General features: G+C 38.6%; 16 protein-coding genes and 2 pseudogenes. 9 read left to right on the top strand and 9 right to left on the bottom strand.

Going from position 1 to position 21,629, the window contains the following annotated elements; genetic code table 11:
• Window positions 1–4 precede the first annotated feature (4 nt).
• The 4 genes from adeJ (at window position 5) to ACT53H_RS16445 (ending at window position 5,538) form a co-directional block, all read left to right on the top strand.
• Complete coding sequence (gene adeJ / locus ACT53H_RS16460; RefSeq protein WP_004789370.1) at window positions 5–3,181, top strand: multidrug efflux RND transporter permease subunit AdeJ; 3,177 nt, start codon at window positions 5–7, stop codon at window positions 3,179–3,181.
• Window positions 3,181–4,635, top strand: coding sequence for a multidrug efflux RND transporter outer membrane channel subunit AdeK (gene adeK, locus ACT53H_RS16455; RefSeq protein ID WP_004789369.1), 1,455 nt, complete (start codon window positions 3,181–3,183; stop codon window positions 4,633–4,635). Before adeJ ends, adeK begins: the two co-directional genes overlap by 1 nt.
• Window positions 4,636–4,745: 110 nt before the next feature.
• Window positions 4,746–5,096: a YbjQ family protein gene (locus ACT53H_RS16450; protein WP_004789368.1), complete on the top strand. Its 351-nt coding sequence runs from the start codon at window positions 4,746–4,748 to the stop codon at window positions 5,094–5,096.
• A gap of 7 nt (window positions 5,097–5,103) precedes the next feature.
• A complete protein-coding gene (locus ACT53H_RS16445; protein WP_476009685.1) occupies window positions 5,104–5,538 on the top strand; it encodes a YbjQ family protein in 435 nt (144 codons plus the stop codon).
• Here the strand turns inward: ACT53H_RS16445 and ACT53H_RS16440 are convergent.
• The 3 genes from ACT53H_RS16440 to ACT53H_RS16430 are packed head-to-tail and all read right to left on the bottom strand — an operon-like array spanning window position 5,535 to window position 7,527.
• On the bottom strand, window positions 5,535–5,969 hold the full coding sequence (locus ACT53H_RS16440; RefSeq protein WP_004789364.1) for a nuclear transport factor 2 family protein: 435 nt from the start codon (window positions 5,967–5,969) through the stop codon (window positions 5,535–5,537). The genes ACT53H_RS16445 and ACT53H_RS16440 overlap by 4 nt on opposite strands.
• Before the next feature lie 52 nt (window positions 5,970–6,021).
• Window positions 6,022–6,828 carry an SDR family NAD(P)-dependent oxidoreductase gene (locus ACT53H_RS16435; RefSeq protein ID WP_476009684.1) on the bottom strand — a complete coding sequence of 269 codons (807 nt, stop codon included), beginning with the start codon at window positions 6,826–6,828 and terminating at the stop codon, window positions 6,022–6,024.
• A 27-nt stretch (window positions 6,829–6,855) separates the two neighbouring features.
• Entirely contained in the window at window positions 6,856–7,527 is a 672-nt protein-coding gene (locus tag ACT53H_RS16430) for a hypothetical protein (protein WP_440202903.1), read from the bottom strand.
• Window positions 7,528–7,723: 196 nt separating this feature from the next.
• On the opposite strand from ACT53H_RS16430, the gene ACT53H_RS16425 reads away from it, so the two are divergent.
• A complete protein-coding gene (locus ACT53H_RS16425; RefSeq protein ID WP_476009683.1) occupies window positions 7,724–10,621 on the top strand; it encodes a valine--tRNA ligase in 2,898 nt (965 codons plus the stop codon).
• A 62-nt stretch (window positions 10,622–10,683) separates the two neighbouring features.
• The gene (locus tag ACT53H_RS16420; protein WP_476009682.1) at window positions 10,684–12,228 is read left to right on the top strand and encodes an SIR2 family protein; all 1,545 of its coding nucleotides are present in this window, start codon (window positions 10,684–10,686) and stop codon (window positions 12,226–12,228) included.
• A gap of 123 nt (window positions 12,229–12,351) precedes the next feature.
• Here ACT53H_RS16420 and ACT53H_RS16415 read toward each other — a convergent pair whose 3' ends face one another.
• Entirely contained in the window at window positions 12,352–13,368 is a 1,017-nt protein-coding gene (locus ACT53H_RS16415) for a molecular chaperone DnaJ (RefSeq protein WP_476009681.1), read from the bottom strand.
• 128 nt (window positions 13,369–13,496) lie between these two features.
• Window positions 13,497–14,402 (bottom strand): AEC family transporter, encoded by a 906-nt coding sequence (locus ACT53H_RS16410; RefSeq protein WP_476009680.1) that lies wholly within the window; start codon window positions 14,400–14,402, stop codon window positions 13,497–13,499.
• 117 nt (window positions 14,403–14,519) lie between these two features.
• On the opposite strand from ACT53H_RS16410, the gene ACT53H_RS16405 reads away from it, so the two are divergent.
• Window positions 14,520–15,404, top strand: a complete 885-nt coding sequence (locus tag ACT53H_RS16405) for a LysR family transcriptional regulator (protein ID WP_476009679.1) — start codon at window positions 14,520–14,522, stop codon at window positions 15,402–15,404.
• Between the two features lie 302 nt (window positions 15,405–15,706).
• Complete coding sequence (locus ACT53H_RS16400) at window positions 15,707–16,894, top strand: ammonium transporter (protein ID WP_476009678.1); 1,188 nt, start codon at window positions 15,707–15,709, stop codon at window positions 16,892–16,894.
• 139 nt (window positions 16,895–17,033) lie between these two features.
• Here the strand turns inward: ACT53H_RS16400 and ACT53H_RS16395 are convergent.
• A pseudogene (locus ACT53H_RS16395) lies at window positions 17,034–17,114 on the bottom strand (hypothetical protein); the annotation flags it as partial.
• 79 nt (window positions 17,115–17,193) lie between these two features.
• Between ACT53H_RS16395 and ACT53H_RS16390 the strand changes: the two are divergent.
• Window positions 17,194–17,902, top strand: a pseudogene (locus tag ACT53H_RS16390) (phosphatase PAP2 family protein).
• A 1-nt stretch (window position 17,903) separates the two neighbouring features.
• Here the strand turns inward: ACT53H_RS16390 and ACT53H_RS16385 are convergent.
• Genes ACT53H_RS16385 through ACT53H_RS16375 form a run of 3 tightly spaced genes read right to left on the bottom strand, consistent with a single transcriptional unit; the run spans window position 17,904 to window position 21,601 of the window.
• Window positions 17,904–19,238 (bottom strand): ATP-binding protein, encoded by a 1,335-nt coding sequence (locus ACT53H_RS16385; RefSeq protein ID WP_151964375.1) that lies wholly within the window; start codon window positions 19,236–19,238, stop codon window positions 17,904–17,906.
• A gap of 30 nt (window positions 19,239–19,268) precedes the next feature.
• Window positions 19,269–19,937, bottom strand: a complete 669-nt coding sequence (locus ACT53H_RS16380; protein WP_004789346.1) for a DNA-binding response regulator PmrA — start codon at window positions 19,935–19,937, stop codon at window positions 19,269–19,271.
• Window positions 19,938–19,951: 14 nt separating this feature from the next.
• The gene (locus ACT53H_RS16375; RefSeq protein ID WP_476009677.1) at window positions 19,952–21,601 is read right to left on the bottom strand and encodes a phosphoethanolamine transferase; all 1,650 of its coding nucleotides are present in this window, start codon (window positions 21,599–21,601) and stop codon (window positions 19,952–19,954) included.
• Between the last annotated feature and the right edge of the window lie 28 nt (window positions 21,602–21,629).

The raw sequence follows: 21,629 nt of genomic DNA, 5'->3' as shown, positions 1-21,629 counted from the left end.
TTGAATGGCACAATTTTTTATTCATCGCCCCATTTTTGCGTGGGTGATTGCATTAGTCATTATGTTGGCGGGTATTCTCACGCTAACTAAAATGCCTATTGCACAGTATCCGACGATTGCACCACCGACAGTTACAATTGCTGCAACTTATCCTGGTGCATCGGCTGAGACTGTTGAAAACACCGTAACCCAGATCATTGAACAACAAATGAATGGTCTAGATGGTTTACGTTATATTTCATCTAACAGTGCTGGTAACGGTCAAGCCTCTATTCAATTAAACTTTGAACAAGGTATTGATCCAGATATTGCACAGGTTCAGGTACAAAACAAGCTGCAATCTGCAACTGCGCTTTTACCTGAAGACGTTCAACGCCAAGGTGTGACGGTTACTAAATCTGGCGCAAGCTTCTTGCAAGTTATTGCATTTTATTCACCAGACAATACCCTGTCAGACTCAGACATTAAAGATTACGTAAACTCGTCAATTAAAGAACCACTTAGCCGTGTTGCTGGTGTTGGTGAGGTACAAGTCTTTGGTGGTTCATACGCAATGCGTATCTGGCTCGACCCTGCAAAACTTACCAACTATCAGTTAACACCAAGTGATATTGCGACTGCTTTACAAGCGCAAAACTCACAAGTTGCTGTAGGTCAGTTAGGTGGTGCACCAGCGGTTCAAGGTCAAGTGCTTAACGCAACAGTAAATGCGCAAAGCTTGTTACAAACACCTGAACAATTTAAAAATATCTTCTTAAAGAACACAGCATCAGGTGCTGAGGTTCGTTTAAAAGATGTTGCTCGTGTAGAGTTAGGTTCTGATAACTACCAGTTCGATTCGAAGTTTAATGGTAAACCTGCTGGCGGTCTCGCAATTAAAATTGCAACTGGTGCTAACGCACTTGACACCGCTGACGCTGTTGAACACCGTTTAGCAGAATTACGTAAGAACTATCCAACAGGTCTTGCAGATAAACTGGCTTATGACACGACTCCATTTATTCGTCTTTCAATTGAAAGTGTTGTACACACATTAATTGAAGCGGTAATTTTAGTGTTCATTGTTATGTTCTTGTTCTTGCAGAACTGGCGTGCAACGATTATTCCAACACTTGCTGTGCCTGTTGTTGTATTAGGTACATTTGCTGTTATTAATATCTTTGGTTTCTCAATTAACACCTTAACCATGTTCGCTATGGTATTGGCAATTGGTCTTCTAGTCGATGACGCCATTGTTGTAGTAGAAAACGTTGAGCGTGTGATGAGTGAAGAGCATACCGATCCGGTCACGGCGACTTCACGATCAATGCAACAGATTTCTGGTGCGTTAATTGGTATCACAAGCGTATTGACAGCGGTATTCGTACCAATGGCATTCTTTGGTGGTACAACAGGTGTAATTTACCGTCAATTCTCGATTACTCTTGTAACAGCAATGGTTCTATCGTTAATTGTAGCGTTAACCTTTACCCCTGCACTTTGTGCAACCATTTTAAAACAGCATGATCCTAACAAAGAACCAAGCAATAATATTTTTGCTCGTTTCTTCAGAGGATTTAACAACGGCTTTGACCGCATGTCGCATAGCTACCAAAATGGTGTTAGCCGCATGCTTAAAGGCAAAATCTTCTCTGGCGTACTTTACGCTGTAGTGATTGGCCTACTAGTGTTCTTGTTCCAGAAACTCCCATCTTCATTCTTACCAGAAGAAGATCAGGGTGTGGTTATGACACTTGTTCAATTACCACCAAACGCAACGCTTGACCGTACAGGTAAAGTGATTGACACCATGACAAACTTCTTCATGAATGAAAAAGATACTGTGGAATCTATTTTCACCGTTTCGGGCTTCTCATTCACGGGTGTTGGTCAAAATGCTGGTATTGGCTTCGTTAAGTTGAAAGACTGGAGTGAACGTACTTCACCAGAGTCTCAAATCGGTGCTTTAATTCAGCGGGGTATGGCATTAAACATGATCGTCAAAGACGCATCTTACATTATGCCATTACAGCTTCCTGCAATGCCTGAACTCGGTGTAACAGCTGGATTTAACTTGCAACTTAAAGATTCAAGTGGTCAAGGCCATGAGAAACTTATTGCAGCGCGTAATACGATCTTAGGTTTGGCTTCACAAGATAAACGTCTTGTAGGGGTACGTCCTAATGGTCAAGAAGATACACCTCAGTATCAAATTAATGTAGATCAGGCTCAAGCTGGTGCTATGGGCGTTAGCATTGCTGACATTAACAACACTATGCGTATTGCATGGGGTGGTTCATACATTAACGACTTCGTTGACCGTGGTCGTGTGAAAAAAGTTTATGTTCAAGGTGATGCGGGTAGCCGTATGATGCCTGAAGACTTAAACAAGTGGTATGTGCGTAATAGCAAAGGCGAAATGGTACCGTTCTCTGCATTTGCTACTGGCGAATGGACATATGGTTCTCCACGTCTTGAACGTTATAACGGCGTGTCATCGGTTAACATTCAAGGTACACCTGCACCTGGCGTAAGCTCTGGTGACTCTATGAAAGCCATGGAAGAAATTATTGCGAAGTTACCATCTATGGGCTTACAAGGTTTCGACTATGAATGGACAGGTTTATCACTTGAAGAACGTGAGTCTGGTGCTCAAGCTCCATTCTTATATGCGCTTTCATTGTTAATCGTTTTCCTTTGCTTAGCTGCATTGTACGAAAGCTGGTCTATTCCGTTCTCGGTTTTACTTGTAGTACCACTTGGTATTATTGGTGCAATCGTATTGACTTACTTGGGTATGATTATTAAAGGAGATCCAAATCTCTCAAATAACATTTACTTCCAGGTAGCAATGATCGCGGTCATTGGTCTTTCTGCAAAAAATGCGATCTTGATCGTTGAGTTCGCAAAAGAGTTGCAGGAAAAAGGTGAAGACCTACTTGAGGCAACTTTACATGCTTCAAAAATGCGTTTACGTCCAATTATCATGACTACCCTTGCCTTCGGTTTCGGTGTACTTCCACTTGCACTTTCAACAGGTGCTGGTGCAGGAAGTCAGCACTCAGTCGGTTTCGGTGTACTCGGTGGCGTACTCAGTGCAACGTTCTTAGGTATCTTCTTTATCCCTGTATTCTATGTGTGGATTCGTAGTATCTTTAAGTACAAACCAAAAACCATAAACACTCAGGAGCATAAATCGTGATGCAAAAAGTATGGTCTATTTCAGGTCGTAGCATTGCGGTATCTGCACTTGCGCTTGCTTTGTCAGCTTGTCAAAGCATGCGCGGCCCAGAACCAGTCGTGAAAACCGATATTCCAGAAAGCTATGCATATAACAGCGCTTCTGGTACGTCTATTGCTGAACAGGGTTACAAACAGTTCTTTGCTGACTCTCGTTTGCTCGGAGTGATTGATTTGGCGCTTGCCAACAACCGCGACTTACGTACAGCAACGCTCAATATTGAACGTGCCCAACAGCAATATCGAATTACGCAAAACAACCAGCTTCCAACAATCGGAGCAAGTGGTAGTGCAATTCGTCAGGTTTCTCAAAGCCGTGATCCGAATAACCCCTACTCTACTTATCAAGTAGGTTTGGGTGTAACTGCCTATGAACTCGATTTTTGGGGCCGTGTACGTAGCTTAAAAGATGCTGCACTAGATAGTTATCTTTCAACGCAAAGTGCACGTGATTCGACTCAAATCAGTCTTATCAGCCAAGTTGCTCAAGCATGGTTAAACTATTCTTTCGCAACAGCGAATTTAAGACTTGCAGAGCAAACGCTTAAAGCACAACAAGACTCTTACAATCTCAACAAAAAACGTTTTGATGTGGGCATCGACAGTGAAGTTCCACTACGTCAGGCACAGATTTCTGTAGAAACTGCGCGTAATGATGTAGCGAACTACAAAACACAGATTGCTCAAGCACAAAACTTGTTGAACTTGTTAGTGGGCCAATCAGTTCCACAAAACTTGTTGCCAAACCAACCTGTAAAACGCATTACTCAACAAAATGTATATACAGCTGGTTTACCGAGTGACTTGCTTAACAACCGTCCAGATGTAAAAGCTGCCGAATATAACTTAAGCGCTGCTGGTGCGAATATTGGTGCTGCAAAAGCACGTTTATTCCCAACCATTAGCTTAACGGGTTCTGCTGGTTATGCATCAACTGACTTAAGTGATCTATTTAAGTCTGGTGGTTTTGTTTGGTCAATTGGTCCAAGCTTAGACTTACCAATCTTTGACTGGGGCACACGTCGTGCCAATGTAAAAATTTCTGAAACCGATCAGAAAATTGCATTGTCTGATTATGAAAAATCAGTTCAGTCTGCGTTCCGCGAAGTTAATGATGCACTTGCAACTCGTGCCAATATTGGTGAGCGTTTAACAGCTCAACAACGTCTAGTAGAAGCAACTAACCGCAACTATACACTGTCAAATGCCCGCTTCCGTGCTGGTATTGATAGTTACTTGACAGTTCTTGACGCACAGCGTTCATCTTATTCAGCAGAACAAGGTTTATTGTTGCTTCAACAAGCTAACTTAAATAACCAAATCGAGTTATACAAAACTCTAGGTGGTGGTTTAAAAGCAAATACTTCAGATACAGTGGTTAATCAACCATCAAGTGCTGAACTTAAAAAGCAATAAGTTTTAAATAACTTAATTTATAAAAGCTCACTTCGGTGGGCTTTTTTATTGCATCTGATGTGAATATTTTTTATCTTGAGACTTTAAGAATTTAGATTGATAAAAAAACAATGTTACTGAGTAATTTAGAAAGTGTTCCGGGCCACCAGATTGTAAAGCAACTTGATGTTGTTTATGGAAGTACCGTCCGTAGTAAGCATGTTGGCCGTGATTTGATGGCAAGTTTAAAAAATATTGTAGGTGGTGAACTTACAGGTTATACCGAATTATTAGAAGAATCCCGCCAAGAAGCCATGGATCGCATGATTGCCAAAGCTCAGCAACTTGGTGCGAATGCAATTGTTGGTATTCGTTTTTCAACTTCAAATATTGCCCAAGGCGCTTCTGAATTATTCGTATATGGTACGGCTGTGGTTGTTCAACCTCAAGCACCCCATCTACCAGATCCATTTAGTGCATAGGTAGAAAATGGACAATCTTATTTTTCAGCTTATTATTTTTCTGATTCTTTTCAGTATTGGTTGGGGTTTTGGCCGCCATATTGAGCGAAAACATTTGAAAGAACTTCAAGAAAAAGAACAGCAATTTGCCCATATCAGAATTGATACCAATCGTTTTGCAACGAGTGATCAGCTAGGTCATTTGATTAGTAGTAATGTCGTGATTTCTCATGACTACTTTAAATATGTATTGGCATCCATTAAGAATGTTTTGGGCGGAAGACTGACCAGTTATGAAAGTGTAGTTGAGCGTGCTCGCCGTGAAGCCATTGTTCGCTTAAAACAACAAGCACATACCGCAGGAGCTAACCATATTATGGGAGTTCGGCTGAGTACAACAGAACTTGGTATGCAAGGTGGCATGGTTGAAGTATGTGCTTATGGTACAGCAGTAAAAGACTAGCACTGCCCCATAGCAGAAAAATGAATACGCGGATTGCCAATATTTTTAGTTAAGTGTTGGCAAATTCCGGTAATTTTCCAACTCTCTTGTTGTTTTGCCAAAGTAAAATAATAACGACCAAACGAATGAAAATAATCATTTTCCGAAAAACGATAAATTTGATAATTACATTCTAACCATGCTTGATCTTGTTCAATACGAATCAGAGGATTACTCAAATTGTGCTGTAGCCGTAAATGCGATAAAGCTTGTTGCCGAGAACCTTTATATTCATGACAAGACACGACACATAAAGGCTCTCCCCTAAACTGGAAATAGTCCACCTCAAGTTGATCTGCCAATAACTCATCAAAAGCGTCCCAATTTTTCTGATCAAAGACCAATTGAAAACGCGTAATGACATCTAAAATACGGTGATAATCTTGATCCATGGTGAACCTTCTGCGGGTTTTTCCATCAATTTAGCACGGCGAAATCACTTTTTTATTTTACTTTTGTTTTCCGAATCATTTTATAAAGAAGTTTTGGTGACATGCGAGAAACCATCACACCTAGTTTTTCTTTCGCTCCACCAACAATAATATATTCTTGCCCCTGCATTAATGCTTTTACAGATTGCTCTGCAAATACATCTGCCTCTAAACCATTCTCGATAGCCTCATCTTGATGACCTTGAGGTTGCCCAGCACCATTTAGCGCATTGAACGAAACGTTAGTTTTTACAAAACCAGGGAAAATAACTGACACCTCAACACCTTGATCAGAGACTTCAGCACGTAAACTATTTGCCCACATGTGAATTGCCGCTTTAGCAGCAGAGTAGCTTGCACGGTACTGAGTCCCTAATAAACCTGCTACACTCGACACAAATACAACTCGGCCAGACTTTTGTTCTAGCATGGTCGGCAGCACAGTTTTGGTTAATGCCACTTGAGAGAAATAGTCGACTTCCATAATGGCCCGTTCGGTTGCCATTGTCGTGTCTTTAATTAAAGCACGTTGGCTTAAGCCAGCATTATTGATAAGCCAATCAATACGGCCTTTCGCTTTTAAAATCTGCTTATAAGCTTCGTTTACTTGCTTTTCATCAGTAATATCAGCAACCACTGACAAATGACGGTCAGCGTTTAACAAACCAACACGAACTTCTTCTAATTCTTCAAAACGACGCGAGGTCAAAATTACTTCGGCCCCTTGCAAAGCCAACTCGCCTGCTAAGGCCTTACCCAGACCAGAAGATGCTCCCGTAATCCATACCACATTATTTTGCAAAGTATCAAGTTTGGCCATGCTTTATGTTCCTGTTATCTTTTTAAATTATGCTGCTTGATGCATGAAGGCCAGAAAGTGGTTGATATAATGAGTTGCTGTGGTCTGATCGACCTGTGTACCTAACTTTTCCAAACGTTTATAGCCCAAATGCGTCGTCATGTTGATCACTCCGTTAAGAGTTTTATCGACAACTAAATTAAATTTTAAACGCTTTTTAGGCTCACGTACTAGGCTTGTTACGCCTAAATCTACAATTTGTATTAAGGTTTCAAAAGCCGCTGTAATACTTTGCATATTACCGTCACGAATTTGCTGCGTAAGGTTTTGAGCTTGTTGTACGAGTTGTAGGGTAACTGGGTAGGTAATATAAACTTGTTGGCCCTGTTCTTTCATTAGAGATGTCATGTAATCAACTAAAGGTAAAAGACGCTCATTTCCAAAAAATGAAACTGACCAAGGCATATATTTTCGAAAAGTCTCTAAAACTTGCTGAACCACTTTTTCAGACTCAGCTTGTTGTTTTGGAGACATGGTTGCATTTCCTGACTGTAAAAGCACAGAAAAAACCTGCTCAATAATTTCACAAGAAAGATCAGAGAGTACATCGCCTAAGGGTTTTGCCTGACTTTGACTTACCCCATCATGCAGTTTCTGCCGAATAGTCTCAAATTGGGTATAAGTTGAATCGGAAATTTTCAAAAAAACTTCATAACTCATAAGTAGCATCCTTCTTCAATTCTTTTGTAATTTTTGTGCCGTGTGTCTACACGATTAAATTGTGATCCATCTTTCATAAATCTACCGTTTTTTGAAAAAAATACAAAACCGTTTATCTGTTTTCAGCACATTAATTTCGAGGCATTTTTTTGCTACAATAGGTGCAATTTTTTATGCATATTCGATCTAAGCTACTATGACTGACGCTCAAACCGCTCAAAATATTGCGACCACATACGATCCAACCGAGATCGAAAAGAAGTGGTACCAAACGTGGGAAGAACAAGGTTACTTCAAACCTTCTGGTCACGGTGAATCATTCTGTATCATGATTCCACCACCAAACGTCACAGGTAGTTTGCACATGGGCCATGGCTTTAACAATGCCATTATGGATGCCCTCACCCGTTATAACCGTATGATGGGTAAAAACACTTTGTGGCAACCGGGTACTGACCATGCTGGTATTGCAACGCAAATGGTTGTTGAGCGTCAACTTGGCTTACAAGGTGTGACTCGTCACGACTTAGGCCGTGATAAGTTCATCGAAAAAGTTTGGGAATGGAAAGAACAATCTGGCGGCACAATTACGAAACAAATTCGTCGCTTAGGTTCATCTGTAGACTGGTCACGTGAACGCTTCACGATGGACGAAGGTTTATCAAACGCAGTTAAAGAAGTATTCGTTCGTTTGCACGAAGACGGTCTAATTTACCGTGGTAAGCGCCTTGTAAACTGGGACCCTAAACTTCAAACTGCTCTTTCTGACCTTGAAGTAGAAAGCAAAGAAGAAAAAGGCTCACTTTGGCACTTTAAATATTTCTTTGAAGACAAATCAGTTAAAACTCAAGACGGCAAAGACTATTTAGTCGTTGCAACAACTCGTCCTGAAACATTACTGGGTGATACTGCGGTTGCTGTTCATCCTGAAGATGAACGTTATGCACACCTTGTTGGTAAAAACATTGTATTACCAATTACTGGTCGCTTAATTCCAATCGTTGCTGACGACTACGTTGAAAAAGACTTCGGTACTGGCTGTGTAAAAATCACACCTGCTCATGACTTCAATGACTATGACTTAGGTAAACGCAATAGCTTGCCAATCATTAATATCTTCAACAAAAACGCCGAAGTTTTAGGTGAGTTTGAATATATTGCAAAAGCTGGCGAACAGATTTCTAAAACTATTACTGCACCTGCGGAATATGCTGGTTTAGAGCGTTTTGATGCACGTAAAAAATTAGTTGCTCAAGCTGAAGCTGAAGGCTGGTTAGATCAAATCCAACCGTATGATTTGAAAGCTCCACGTGGCGACCGTTCAGGCGTAATCATTGAGCCATTACTGACTGACCAATGGTATGTAAAAATTGCTCCGCTTGCTGAGCCTGCAATTGAAGCAGTTCAAGATGGTCGCATTAAGTTTGTTCCAGAGCAGTACAGTAACATGTACATGGCGTGGATGCGTGACATTCAAGACTGGTGTATTTCACGTCAGCTTTGGTGGGGTCACCGTATTCCAGCTTGGTACGATGCGAATGGCAACATCTATGTTGGCCGTAATGAAGAAGAAGTCCGCGCGAAAAACAACCTCGCTGCTGACGTTGAACTTAAACAAGACGAAGACGTTCTTGATACATGGTTCTCATCTGCACTTTGGACTTTCTCAACTTTAGGTTGGACTGGCGATGCACAAAAAGATGCAGCAAATGATTTCTTAAAAACCTTCCACCCAACAGATGTATTGGTGACTGGTTTTGACATCATTTTCTTCTGGGTTGCACGCATGATCATGATGACCCTACACTTCATGAAAAATGAAGATGGTTCATCTCAAGTTCCATTTAAGACTGTTTACGTTCACGGCTTGGTACGTGATGGTGAAGGTCAAAAAATGTCGAAGTCTAAAGGTAACGTACTTGATCCATTAGACTTGATTGACGGTATTGATTTAGAAAGCTTAGTTGCAAAACGTACAACTGGCTTAATGAACCCGAAAGATGCGGCGAAGATTGAAAAATCAACGCGTAAAGAGTTCCCTGAAGGCATCAATGCTTATGGTACTGACGCAGTTCGTTTCACGTTCTGTGCGCTTGCAAACACTGGTCGTGACATCAAGTTCGACTTAAAACGTGTTGAAGGCTACCGTAATTTCTGTAACAAAATCTGGAACGCAACTCGTTTCGTTCTGATGAATGTTGAAGGTCAAACTGTTGGGCAAGAAGCACGTCCTGATCTATGGGAACTGCCAGAACAATGGATTATGAGCCGTCTGCAAAAAGCAGAAGCTGCTGTACATCAAGCGTTTGCAACGTATCGTTTAGACCTTGCTGCACAAGCGATTTACGACTTTATCTGGAATGAATACTGTGACTGGTACGTTGAGTTAACTAAACCAGTTCTAAACGATGCAGAAGTTTCAGAAGAGCGTAAAGCTGAAGTACGCCGTGTATTGCTTGCAGTAATGGAAGCTTCTTTACGTTTGGCTCATCCGCTTATGCCGTATTTGACAGAAGAAATCTGGCAGACTCTTGCACCAATGCTTGGTCAAGGCGGCCCAACGATTATGACTGCTCAATACCCTATTCCTGAGCAAGCAAAAATCAATGAACAAGCTGAAGCAGATATGCAATGGCTTCAAGGTTTGATTGGTGCGGTACGTAACATTCGTGGTGAGTTAGGCTTAGGTAATGCGCGTTTGTTGCCAGTATTACTTCAAAATACATCTGACGCTGAACGTGAACAAATTATTCGTATTGAAGCATTGTTCAAAGCCTTGGCTAAAGTTGAAAGCATTGAGTTCTTAAATAAAGACCAAGAGCCACCTTTGTCTTGCTCTAGCGTGGTAAGCCATGCATCGGTATTTGTACCAATGAAAGGTTTAATCGACCCTAAAGCTGAGCTTGCTCGTTTGCAAAAAGACTTGGATAAAATCCAAAAACAACATGACCAAATCGCGGGCAAACTTGCAAATGAAGGCTTTGTATCTAAAGCACCAGCAGCAGTTGTTGAAGGTGAAAAAGCGAAGCTTGCTGAGTTTGCTGCTCAGTTAGAAAAAGTTAAAGCGAATATGGAGCAAATTGCTGCGCTTTAATGTATTGATAACTTAATATTTATTATGTAAAAATGAAGCCTTTAGGGGCTTCTTTTTGCAATATGAATATTGATAATTTAATTAGCGAAATTTTTAAGAAAAATGGATCAATAAGTAAAGTTGATACTTCCATTTTGATTGAAACAATTTTAGATAAATATTTTGATAAGAATAAAATCAAATATAAGCGCAGAAATACTGGATCATATGAATTTGATTTAATTCTAGAAACCGATTTTAAAAACCATAAAGCACCTTGTGGTATAGAAATTTTCGCTGATTTAGAAAAGATACTAGTAAATGACTATAAAAATATTAGAAAAAAAATAGATCAAGAATTTGAACTAAAAAAAGCTCAATCATTAATTTTTAATCTAATAAATAAAGATCAATTTAATTCTATAATTTTCATTACCTTATTAGATGATAATGATGCTTTGTCATTAGAGAAAAAGATATTAAGTTCATACCCCAACTCAGAATTAAATTTAAAAGTCTATAGTAAAAATTTTTTAAATAATATTCTTACCGACCTAACAGACGATATTAATGATATTGTAGATAAACTCTTTTCAGTAAAACTCCAAAACCTTGTATTTTCAAAAAATGAAAATTGGAAAATCAAAAGAGATAATTTATTAAAAGAATTAAAATCCCAATATAAAAACAGTGGAAAAACTTCTCTGCTACTCGGTGCAGGTGTGTCATGCAGTGCTAATCTACCTAGCTGGGATGAATTAATATCAAGTTTATTTATTACCTACCTAATTAATAGTAGTAGTGATACTCCAGAACTTAGTAATATGCCTGCTAGTGAATATATAGAAGTTATTAAACATATTAGTAAAACATTTTCAGAAAACTATTTAAGTTCAGCATTGCTTTCCGCAAGATATTTACGTACTGGTTTCTTTACTCAAAATCAAGATTCGCAAAGCTTTATAAAAGAATTACAAAAAACCCTCTATAATAGAGAGATAAAGAAGTCTGAACTAATAAATATTATTGGTAAATTATGTATTCCAACTAGAACGGGCGCAAAAGTTAAGTCTGTAATTACTTACAATTTTGATAATTTATTTGAACAGCATTTAGATAGTATCAACTTAATATATAGATCTATTTTTTTAGATAACGACAAATATAGTAATGAAGAATTACCTATATACCATGTACATGGATTTATACCTCAGAATATAGAATTATCTAATGATAATTCTTTTGAAAAAATGGACTTAATTTTTTCAGAAGAGGGATACCATCGTATGTATTCTAACCCATATCATTGGTCAAATTTAATCCAGTTATCAACCTTAAAAGAAAATACTTGTATTATGATTGGGCTATCAATGGATGATCCTAATTTACGTCGACTACTTGAGATTGCCCAGACTGGAAATGAAAATATTCAACATTTTGCATTTCTAAAACGAATTAATATTTCTGAAATTTCAAAAAAGGTAAAAAACTCAACAAAATTAGAATCGGCTTTTCTTGAAAGACATCATAATCTACAAGAATTAATGTTTTCTGAACTTGGTGTCAATATTATTTGGTTTGAAAAGTTCGAAGAATTACCAAAACTATTAAATCAAATTTTAAGTTAGCCCTCAGTTAATTCCCCTCCCTTACAAAGAGGGGAAAACATCTGATTTTATAACTTCATAAATTTAATAATGAATATTCCATCTATTTCCAGAGAAAGGTTGAAGTGAGTTAAACCTAATAAATTAAAGCACCCCATGCCCCAACAACATTTCTACCCCACTCACTTTTTTCATATGCTTTAAACGTTCCTTTTCCCATTTCAGCTGCTGCTTTAACTCAGCACAATCAGCATCTACAGCTTTATAAACATCACTAATATGCATATGTTCTGCTTTTACATTCTTTGCTAACTGAAAAGAATCCAAAATCTCAGCAATATGACTTTCAAGCTGCTGACTTTGTGCATCTAAAGCCAGTTTATAAAACCGTAACTGCTCAGCAGATAGTTCTTTAGCGCCTAGCCCTTTATTCTGTTCAAGTTGTAACTGGAGTTTGAGTAAATAAAACAAATCCTGCTTTTCATAGGCCTGACCTGCCTGTTGGAACAACTCAGTTTTTTCTTCTTTTTTGGTTTCATCTTGCTCACGGTCTGGGTGAATCATCGCGGCAATTTTTAAATAGACTGTTTTAAGTGACTGTGCTGCCATTTGCTCAGCTTGTTCACGTTTTTGTTGCTGTCTTTGCTGTTTGGCTTGCTCTCGCGCTTGTTGCTGCTCGGCAGCATACTGTTCAAAGTCTTCTTCAAATTCTGAGCTTTGCTCAGCACTTTCATCATATTCAGATTTGATTGGATGAGCTTTTTTATTCTTTTTTACCGACTCCCCCGCATGTTGCTCATAAAAGGTATCGATCTGCTTCACTAACTCTAACTGTTCAGCAGATAGCATTTTGGAGCGCTTCAACATTTGTGCAAGCTGGGCAATTTTTTCATCGAGTTGTTGCATATCCGCTTTGGAAAACTCATGGCTATGCAACATATTCCAGAGTTGGTCCAACTGCTGAAATAAGACCTCATGCAAATCGCCATACACAGGCATCAGTTTTTGCCGTATGTGCTGTTGAATCTCAGCTTGTGCATTTTGCCATGTACTCAGGCTAACTTTTTGCTGCTCTATTTTATCAATCAGGCGATTCAGTTTTTTCTGCTGTGCAGACGGTTCAGACCTTTGCTGCAAGCTGACTTTGAGATCAAAGGACATACTCATCCACCTGAAAAAGAAAAAAGTGTAGCAATAATCAGATGAGGAAGGTAGCAAAGGATTCCTTAAGTCAGAATCAGCTTATTAATTTTCAGAAAATAGAATGCGACTTAACTAAAGTTTATATCTTAAGAAATCCACCAAATCACTAATGGTAAAGTCACGGCGGCGCATAAGGTTTGAAAGCTAATTACGGCTGCCATGAGCTGACTATCGCCACCCAAAACTTTGGTTAAAATGTATGAAGCGGAAGCAGTCGGTAATGCAAAGAAAATAACTAAAATTTGTGTTTGCAAGCTTGGTAAACCAAACCACATGCAAACCGCGTAAGCCAAGGCAGGCACTGCTAAAAGTCGTGCAAAAGTATCTGCTGCCAACACCACAATATCTTTTTTAATTTGCATAAACTGCAAAGCTGCGCCAACACATAACAAACCTAGTGGCAAACTCGACACTGAAAAAAGCTTAATAAACTGAGTAAAGCCTTCCCAAATTGGGATATGAAGTGCATTGACTGCTGCCCCGACCACACACGATGCAATTAAAGGGTTTTTAAGAAGAGCAATCAAAACAGGTTTAATTGCCATGTGTTCTTTAGAGGTTAGAGCGAGCACTGAAATAATATTCACAAGTGGAATGCAAAGCGCCAATAAAATTGCCAGAATTGCCATTCCTTCACTTTTAAAAAGTGAAGTCACTAAAGCCAAACCAATATAGGTATTAAAGCGAACCATACTTTGTACATGCACACCAAAACGTGCAGGTGGTATGTGCCAAAACATTCGAAGTATGTATAAAAAGGCGGTGACTGCCAAAACCACAATCAACATCGCAATAATGGCTGTACTCAAACTTTGTAAGTCAATTTTCGCGGTCGATAGCGTACTGAAAAGCAAAGCGGGAAATAAAATATAGTAATTCAGCTTCTCTGCCCCAACCCAAAACTCATCGCTAAAAAAACGATATTTTTTAAACAGGTATCCTGATGCAATTAATGCAACTAAAGGAAAAAGAGATAAAACAATGCTATTCATTTCTTTACTCGAGTTTTGTTGAGGCTTGCTTTTTTCGGCAATGACCTTGGCTTACTCATATATTAAAGTTAATGAAAACTCATGATAAAATGAGTTTTTACTCATAACAAATACAACATGACATTTACCCAGCTTGAAATTTTTGCACTCATTGCTGAACTAAAAAGCTTTACTGCTACAGCAGAAAAGCTGGGAATTTCACAGTCGGCCGTTTCTCATGCGCTTAAATCATTAGAACAACAATGGGGCATTAACCTAATTTCAAGATCCCAGAGTAATATTGAGCTGACTATGACAGGTCAGCAGCTTCTTACGCATGTAAAAGAGTTATTGAGTATTTCCGATACCTTAGAAAAAGAAGTGGCTGCAATCCACGGTTTAAATGAAGGCACATTACGTATCGGATCTTTTGGGGCTTCATCCTCTATTTATTTATTGCCTGAAATCTTAGAAACCTTTCGGCAACGCTACCCTAAAATCGAAATTTATATTGATGAAGGTGAAGATAAAGAAGTTGCTCAATGGTTATTAGAACGGCGCATAGAAGTTGGTTTTTTGATTATGCCCGATGAACGCTTCGATACATTCCCCTTAATTGAAGACCGTTTTGTTGCCCTAATTCCAAATAGTTACCCACTCGCAGAGCAGCTCTACATTGATCCAGCACAGCTAGAAAACTGCCCTTTTATTATGACGATGGCTGGTAGTCGACATCAGGTCGAATTAATTTTAAAAAACTTTAATGTGAAACCAGACATCAAATTTTATGTTTCACAAATTCTGAGTATCGTCAGCATGGTTCACAATCAATTAGGGGTGTCTATTGTGTCTGATATGGTGATTACCAAAGAGTTACTTTCACTTTATCCAAATGTAGTTAAGCGCCCTTTTAAACCGCACCTTAAACGTTCTATTGGTCTTGCAGTAAAAAACAAAAAACACATCAGTCCAGCCGTAAAGGCATTTATTGAAGTTGCCCAATCGGTTTGGTCAGATTATTAAATGATTAGGGATAATTTTTAAGAATTCGATAACGAACTTTTTTAGGTCATTTTATAAACATATTAGATGACTTGTAACGTAAAAAGCGCTATTACTGTCCCATGCTGACCAAATCGGCGCACCATTTATCGCCAAAAACCACTTTTCTAATTCAAATTGGTGCACTTATTGCATATTCACTTTTATGCAATTGAGTTTGTTTCGACAAACTTAGGTTTTTAGATTCCTTAAATCTATTTTGGTGCAATTTACAGACCCAGATTTGTTCCAAAATGGAATTTAGCACTTTTTTCGAGCATGCTATGCAAAATGTAGATCTATTTTTCTTATTACTTGGTGCAGTTTTGGTTCTTGCCATGCACGCAGGTTTTGCATTCTTGGAACTTGGTACGGTTCGCCATAAAAATCAGGTGAACGCACTGAGTAAAATTCTGACTGACTTTGCTCTTTCTGCAATCGCATATTTCTTTGTTGGCTACTACATTTCCTATGGTCAGCATTTCTTCCATGATGGTACAAGCCTCGCAAGTGATCATGGCTACAACTTAATGCGTTGCTTCTTTTTACTGACGTTTGCTGCGGCAATTCCCGCCATTATTTCGGGAGGTATTGCTGAACGTGCAAAAATGCGTTCACAAGCAATTGCAACACTTGCTTTAGTGGCGCTGGTTTATCCATTTTTTGAAGGTATGGTCTGGAATGGTAACTACGGTTTGCAAAAGTGGTTAGAAATAACCTTCGGTGCAGCTTTTCATGATTTTGCCGGTTCAGTCGTGGTACATGCGATGGGTGGTTGGATTGCACTTGCTGCTGTAATTTTATTGGGTGCCCGTTCTGGTCGTTATAAAAAGGATGGTCGTGTAAGTGCTCATCCACCATCTTCTATTCCATTTTTAGCGCTCGGTTCATGGATTTTAATTGTTGGCTGGTTTGGTTTTAACGTGATGAGCGCGCAGCGTGTTGATGCAATTTCTGGTCTGGTTGCCATTAACTCGCTCATGGCAATGGTCGGCGGCACCATTACAGCAAATGCGATTGGGAAAAATGACCCTGGTTTCTTACACAACGGCCCACTTGCAGGCTTAGTTGCAATCTGTGCGGGTTCTGACATTGTTCATCCAGTCAGTGCGCTTGTTATTGGTGGTGCAGCTGGTGCAATGTTTGTGTACCTATTTACCTACACACAAAACAAGCTTAAGGTTGATGATGTCTTGGGTGTATGGCCTTTACATGGCGTATGCGGCGCATTTGGTGGTATTGCAGTGGGTTTATTTGGTCAAAAATGGCTTGGTGGTTTAGGCGGTGTATCTTTTGCTTCACAGCTCATTGGTACAGTACTTGCGATTGCTATTGCGCTCGCTGGCGGCTTTATTGTTTATGGTTTACTTAAAGCAACTATTGGCATTCGTTTATCTCAAGAAGATGAGTTTAGGGGTGCAGATTTATCCATTCACAAAATTTCTGCAAACTCTGAAGAAGGTATGTTTTAATTTTGTGTAGGCATGACAGAGTCTTTTCCTCTGTAATAGCAAATAATATCAGTCAATTACGTTACTTTTGTTTCGGCATGAGTAGCGTCTAAAGCTACGCAAGACCAAAACCATTTCCATTCACAAAACCTGTTCCCTATTGATTACTATCCAAATAATTTGCAAAAACTTTAAACTTCTTATGCTCAACAGGTTGTGAATGGATATATCCATTCATCATTTTGATCACGAAATTAAATTTAGTTTAAGAACAATTTAAGTTTTATTTTATGTAATGCCTTCAACTCACATTCAAATTGATGTTGCATGGCAATGAATCAACAAAAACAATTTTTTCAACTTCAGCTTATTTTTCTTGCCCTTAGTTCTTTTATACTTTTATTCATATTTCCAGTGGGTGGGAACATTGATATGTACTTCATTCACCCTTGGATGGATTCAACGGGTCATTTCTTTAATCGAGACAATTGGTACCTTGTCAGGGTTAACCATGAAATCGTAAAACAAATCATTACCACTGTTTATGTGATCTTTTTATTTCTGTGGATCGCGTCATTCAAAGTAGAAAAATTGAAGCTTTATCGCTGGCAATATGGCTATATGTTTTTTGTGAGCATGATTGGTAGCGGTGTAGTTGGCCTATTAAAATCACAATCTGCTCACGCTTGCCCTTGGAATATGGTTCATCCGACTGCTTTAAGTTATGTGTGGGACTTTACCTCTACGCATGGTCATTGCTTTCCAGGTGGTCACGCGAGTGCAGGCTTTATTTTAATGACAGGCTTTTTTGTTTATCGCCTTGAACAACCTAAACGTGCCTATTTTTATCTCATCGCTGGCATCATCTTAGGCTTTCTAATGGGCTGGGGACAAATGATGCGTGGCGCCCATTTCCTTAGCCACAATTTATGGACTGGTTGGGTGGTTTGGGCAGTGAATATCTTATTTTATAGAATTTGTATTCACCGCTTTGAATTTGAAAAACGAATCAAACAAGAACTTGCTTAAATCAAGTTCTTGCTTCATGAATATGTAGAGCTTTTGGCAGTTTAACTAAAACAGAGAGTCCACCAAGCTCTAAGCTTCGATCTAGCGTCAAAGTTCCACCTAAACGCTGAGTCGCTCGGTCAACAATTGATAAACCTAAGCCACTACCCACTTCAAGGTGGTGGTGTACACGATAAAAACGTTTTAAAACTTTATCGTAATGTTCAGGGTCAATCCCTGCACCGCTATCTTCAATTTGTATACATGCATCGCCATCTGTAGCATTAAAGACTGAAATATTAATCATTCCTTCATGAGGCGTGTATTTGATTGCATTATCAATTAAGTTAAAAATAATTGAGTGTACTGTTGGCTCAATACTATGCATTTCAATCGGTTCGTTACGGACAAAACCTAGGTCAATATCTTTTTGCATAGCTAAATTAACCAGCTGTTCAACACAATTTAAAGCGACATCATTGAGCTGAAAAGTTTTGGTCGGTTCAATCACACTTAAAGAGACATCTTGCTTAGCCAAAGCCAAGAGCTGTGTGACCAAATGCTGAATACGTGCTAATCCTTTACTCAAATTTTGCAAAGACTCGTGTTCAGGAAGCTGACTGATTAGAATTTTCGTTTGCAAATTTAGAGCTGTAACTGGGGTTCGAAGTTCATGTGCAGCATCGGCAATAAACTGTTTCTGTTCCATTTGAGCCTTTGATATACGCTCAAATAAACGGTTCATTTCATCAATAGTTGGCAATAACTCTTGCGGGTAGTCCGCAACTTCAATAGGTGTCAGTTCTTCAGAATCACGATGAGTTAGTTCATTCTTAAAGTCATCTATTGGCTTTAGCCCTCGACGGATAATTGCTGCTAGAGCAAAAATCGCAAATGGCAAAATAATTAAATATGGAATGAACATACTTCCAGCAAGTTCCCAAGCAAAAGCTTCACGAACCCGCTCTTGTTGACTGACCTGAATCTGGTAATCTTTTAAAGGTAAAATATAAGTTCGCACTACACCTTGGCTGGTTTTATGTGAATAAAAACCAGCTTGTGTAACTGGTGCAACCAACAGATGTAAATGGTGAGATAAATGAGCCTGATCTTTATAAGCCCAAATATCTACAAATAGATCTTCTTCATGATAAGTCTTATGAAAATCAAACTTACTACTTACCGTTTTCAATGGATATTCAGCTGTTCGTTCTGCTAAATATTGCATTTGAGTATCTAAAATTTCATCAACTTCTTGAAGTGCAACCTTATAAGCACTAAAAATTAATATACAACCTAAGATGACACTGAAAATTGAGGTGCCCCAAATCAGTCGTTTTTTTAATGAATAATGCACTTTTATAAAGTTCCAAAATTGAAGCGAGGATTACCCTAAACGGTAACCCAACCCTCGAATAGTTCGAATAAAGTCTTTTCCAAGTTTAGCTCTCAAGTGATGCACATATACTTCAATCGTATTACTGGTCACTTCACTATCAAAATCATATAACTTATCTTCAAGATTTGCTTTAGAAAAGATTTTATTTGGGTGGCTCATTAAAGGAATAAGAATCGCCCATTCACGGTTCGATAAATCAATTCGCTGACCTTTAAAGGTTGCAATATGTTGTTCAACATTTAAAACCAGATCGCCATTTTGTAAAAGTTGCTCATGGTTCGTAAGCTGAGCTTCTACTCCTGTACGGCGCAATAGTGCATGAATACGGGCAAGTAACTCATCGAACTCGTATGGTTTAATTAAGTAATCATCTGCACCGTGGTTTAATCCATCTACACGGTTTTGTAACTGGTCTCGTGCCGAAATAATTAAAACCGGAGTGACAGCTCTTTGACGGATTTGCTTTAAAACCTGCATGCCATCCATCATGGGCAAACCTAAGTCTAATAAAATGATATCAAACTTATTTTTGGCCAATTGAGCTAGACCATCTAAGCCATTATTAACCCACTCCACCTCAAATTGATGATATTGCAGCAACGTTATTGTTGACTCTGCAATCATAAAATCATCTTCAATCATCAAGATTTTTGTCATGTTCTAGGCTCGCTTTAATTCACATGGGCACAAGAGTGCAGCATATCCAGTTGAGGGTTGATGACCTGAGTTTTTACATCTAACAAACTTAATAAGCTTGGGAATAAATTATCCTGACTTAACTTTTGTTTCGTTTGTTGGCCTAAACAACTCACTTGTGCAAGATTGTGCTGCTTCCATTTATCAGAGAACCACATAATCATTGGTACATGTGTTTGTTGACTCGGTGCGATTGCATAAGGTGAACCATGTAAATATAAACCATGTTCACCAGTTGATTCACCATGATCAGATAAATACCATAAACCTGTTTGATATTTCGATACTTCTTTTAAATTATTAATCATCTGACTTAACACATGATCTGTATATACAATCGTGTCATCATAACTATTTAATAACTCTGTTTGAGAGCAGCCCTGTATCGCATTAGTATCACAAGTCGGTTTAAATGGTTGATATGCATCAGGTGCACGCTTGTAATAAGCTGGGCCATGACTTCCGACTTGATGTAAAACAATTAAACGTGGACGTGTATCTTCTTTAGGAATAGTGGCTAAATACTCATTTAAGCTATCAATTAAAATATCATCAAAGCATTCGCCATCTTTACACCATTTTTGCTTTAACTTTTCTGAAATTTGATATTGCTCAACCCGATCACATGCGCCTTTACAACCAGAATTGTTATCAATCCAAGTCACCTGATAACCCGCACGCTTTGCAATATCCAACAAGCCTTCACGATGACTTGCTAATTGCTCATCATAGTCAACACGTGGCATGCCAGAGAACATACATGGAACTGAAACAGCGGTTGCTGTACCACATGAACTTACTTGAGAAAAATTCAAAATATCTTGTTTAGAAAGCTCCGGATTCGTATTTTTAGCATAACCATTGAGTGAAAAACTTTCTGCACGCGCTGTCTCCCCCACAACCAGTACCATTAATTTAGGCAGGTTCTTTTGTACTGACTGAACCTGATGAGCATCTTCACCATAATGTATTAATGGTAAGTTCTTCTTAGGCGCCTTCTTATGATAATAAGACATTAAAGAAGAAATAGTGTTTTGAGGAGAAATCATGCCTTTTAAATCACGATGTTCACGAAAAATGGCTGCAAAATCCACATAATATGTAAAAAGCAGAATACCAACAATTGCAAAAGAAGCGATAATTGAACCGACTTTTTTCAACAATAAATGGGATACTTTTTCTCTTTTAAGCTTTACTTGAGTAATTAAAATAATAGGTAAAACAACGAAGAAAACTGTCCAAAGTCCAAAGCGTAATGAAACTAAATCAGAAACTTCAGATACATCTGTTTGTATCATATTTTGAATCTGATCAGGCGAGATGATTACACCTAACGTATTTACAAAATAAGAGCTAAAACCACCAATAAAGACCAGCAAAATTGCAAAAAGTTTGGCCGTCCATTTCCAGTTTAAAATTTGTAAAAGCGCATAATACGCAGCAACGACAATAATCACTGTAGCAGCTAAAAATAGAATAGCCTTTACTCCAAAATATGGAGTTAAAAGATGTACTTTGTTATAAAAACCAATATTTAAAACTGCACCTAACCAAATGGCTATAATGAAATTAAACATAAACAGTGAAATCTGTTTATTTTTTAAGGTAGAAAAAAAATTCAGCATCTTGGGGGAACTACAATCTTTTTATGAT

It is taken from the genome of Acinetobacter sp. DMC2, assembly GCF_056314305.1.
This window is presented reverse-complemented; position numbering and strand designations above follow the sequence as displayed.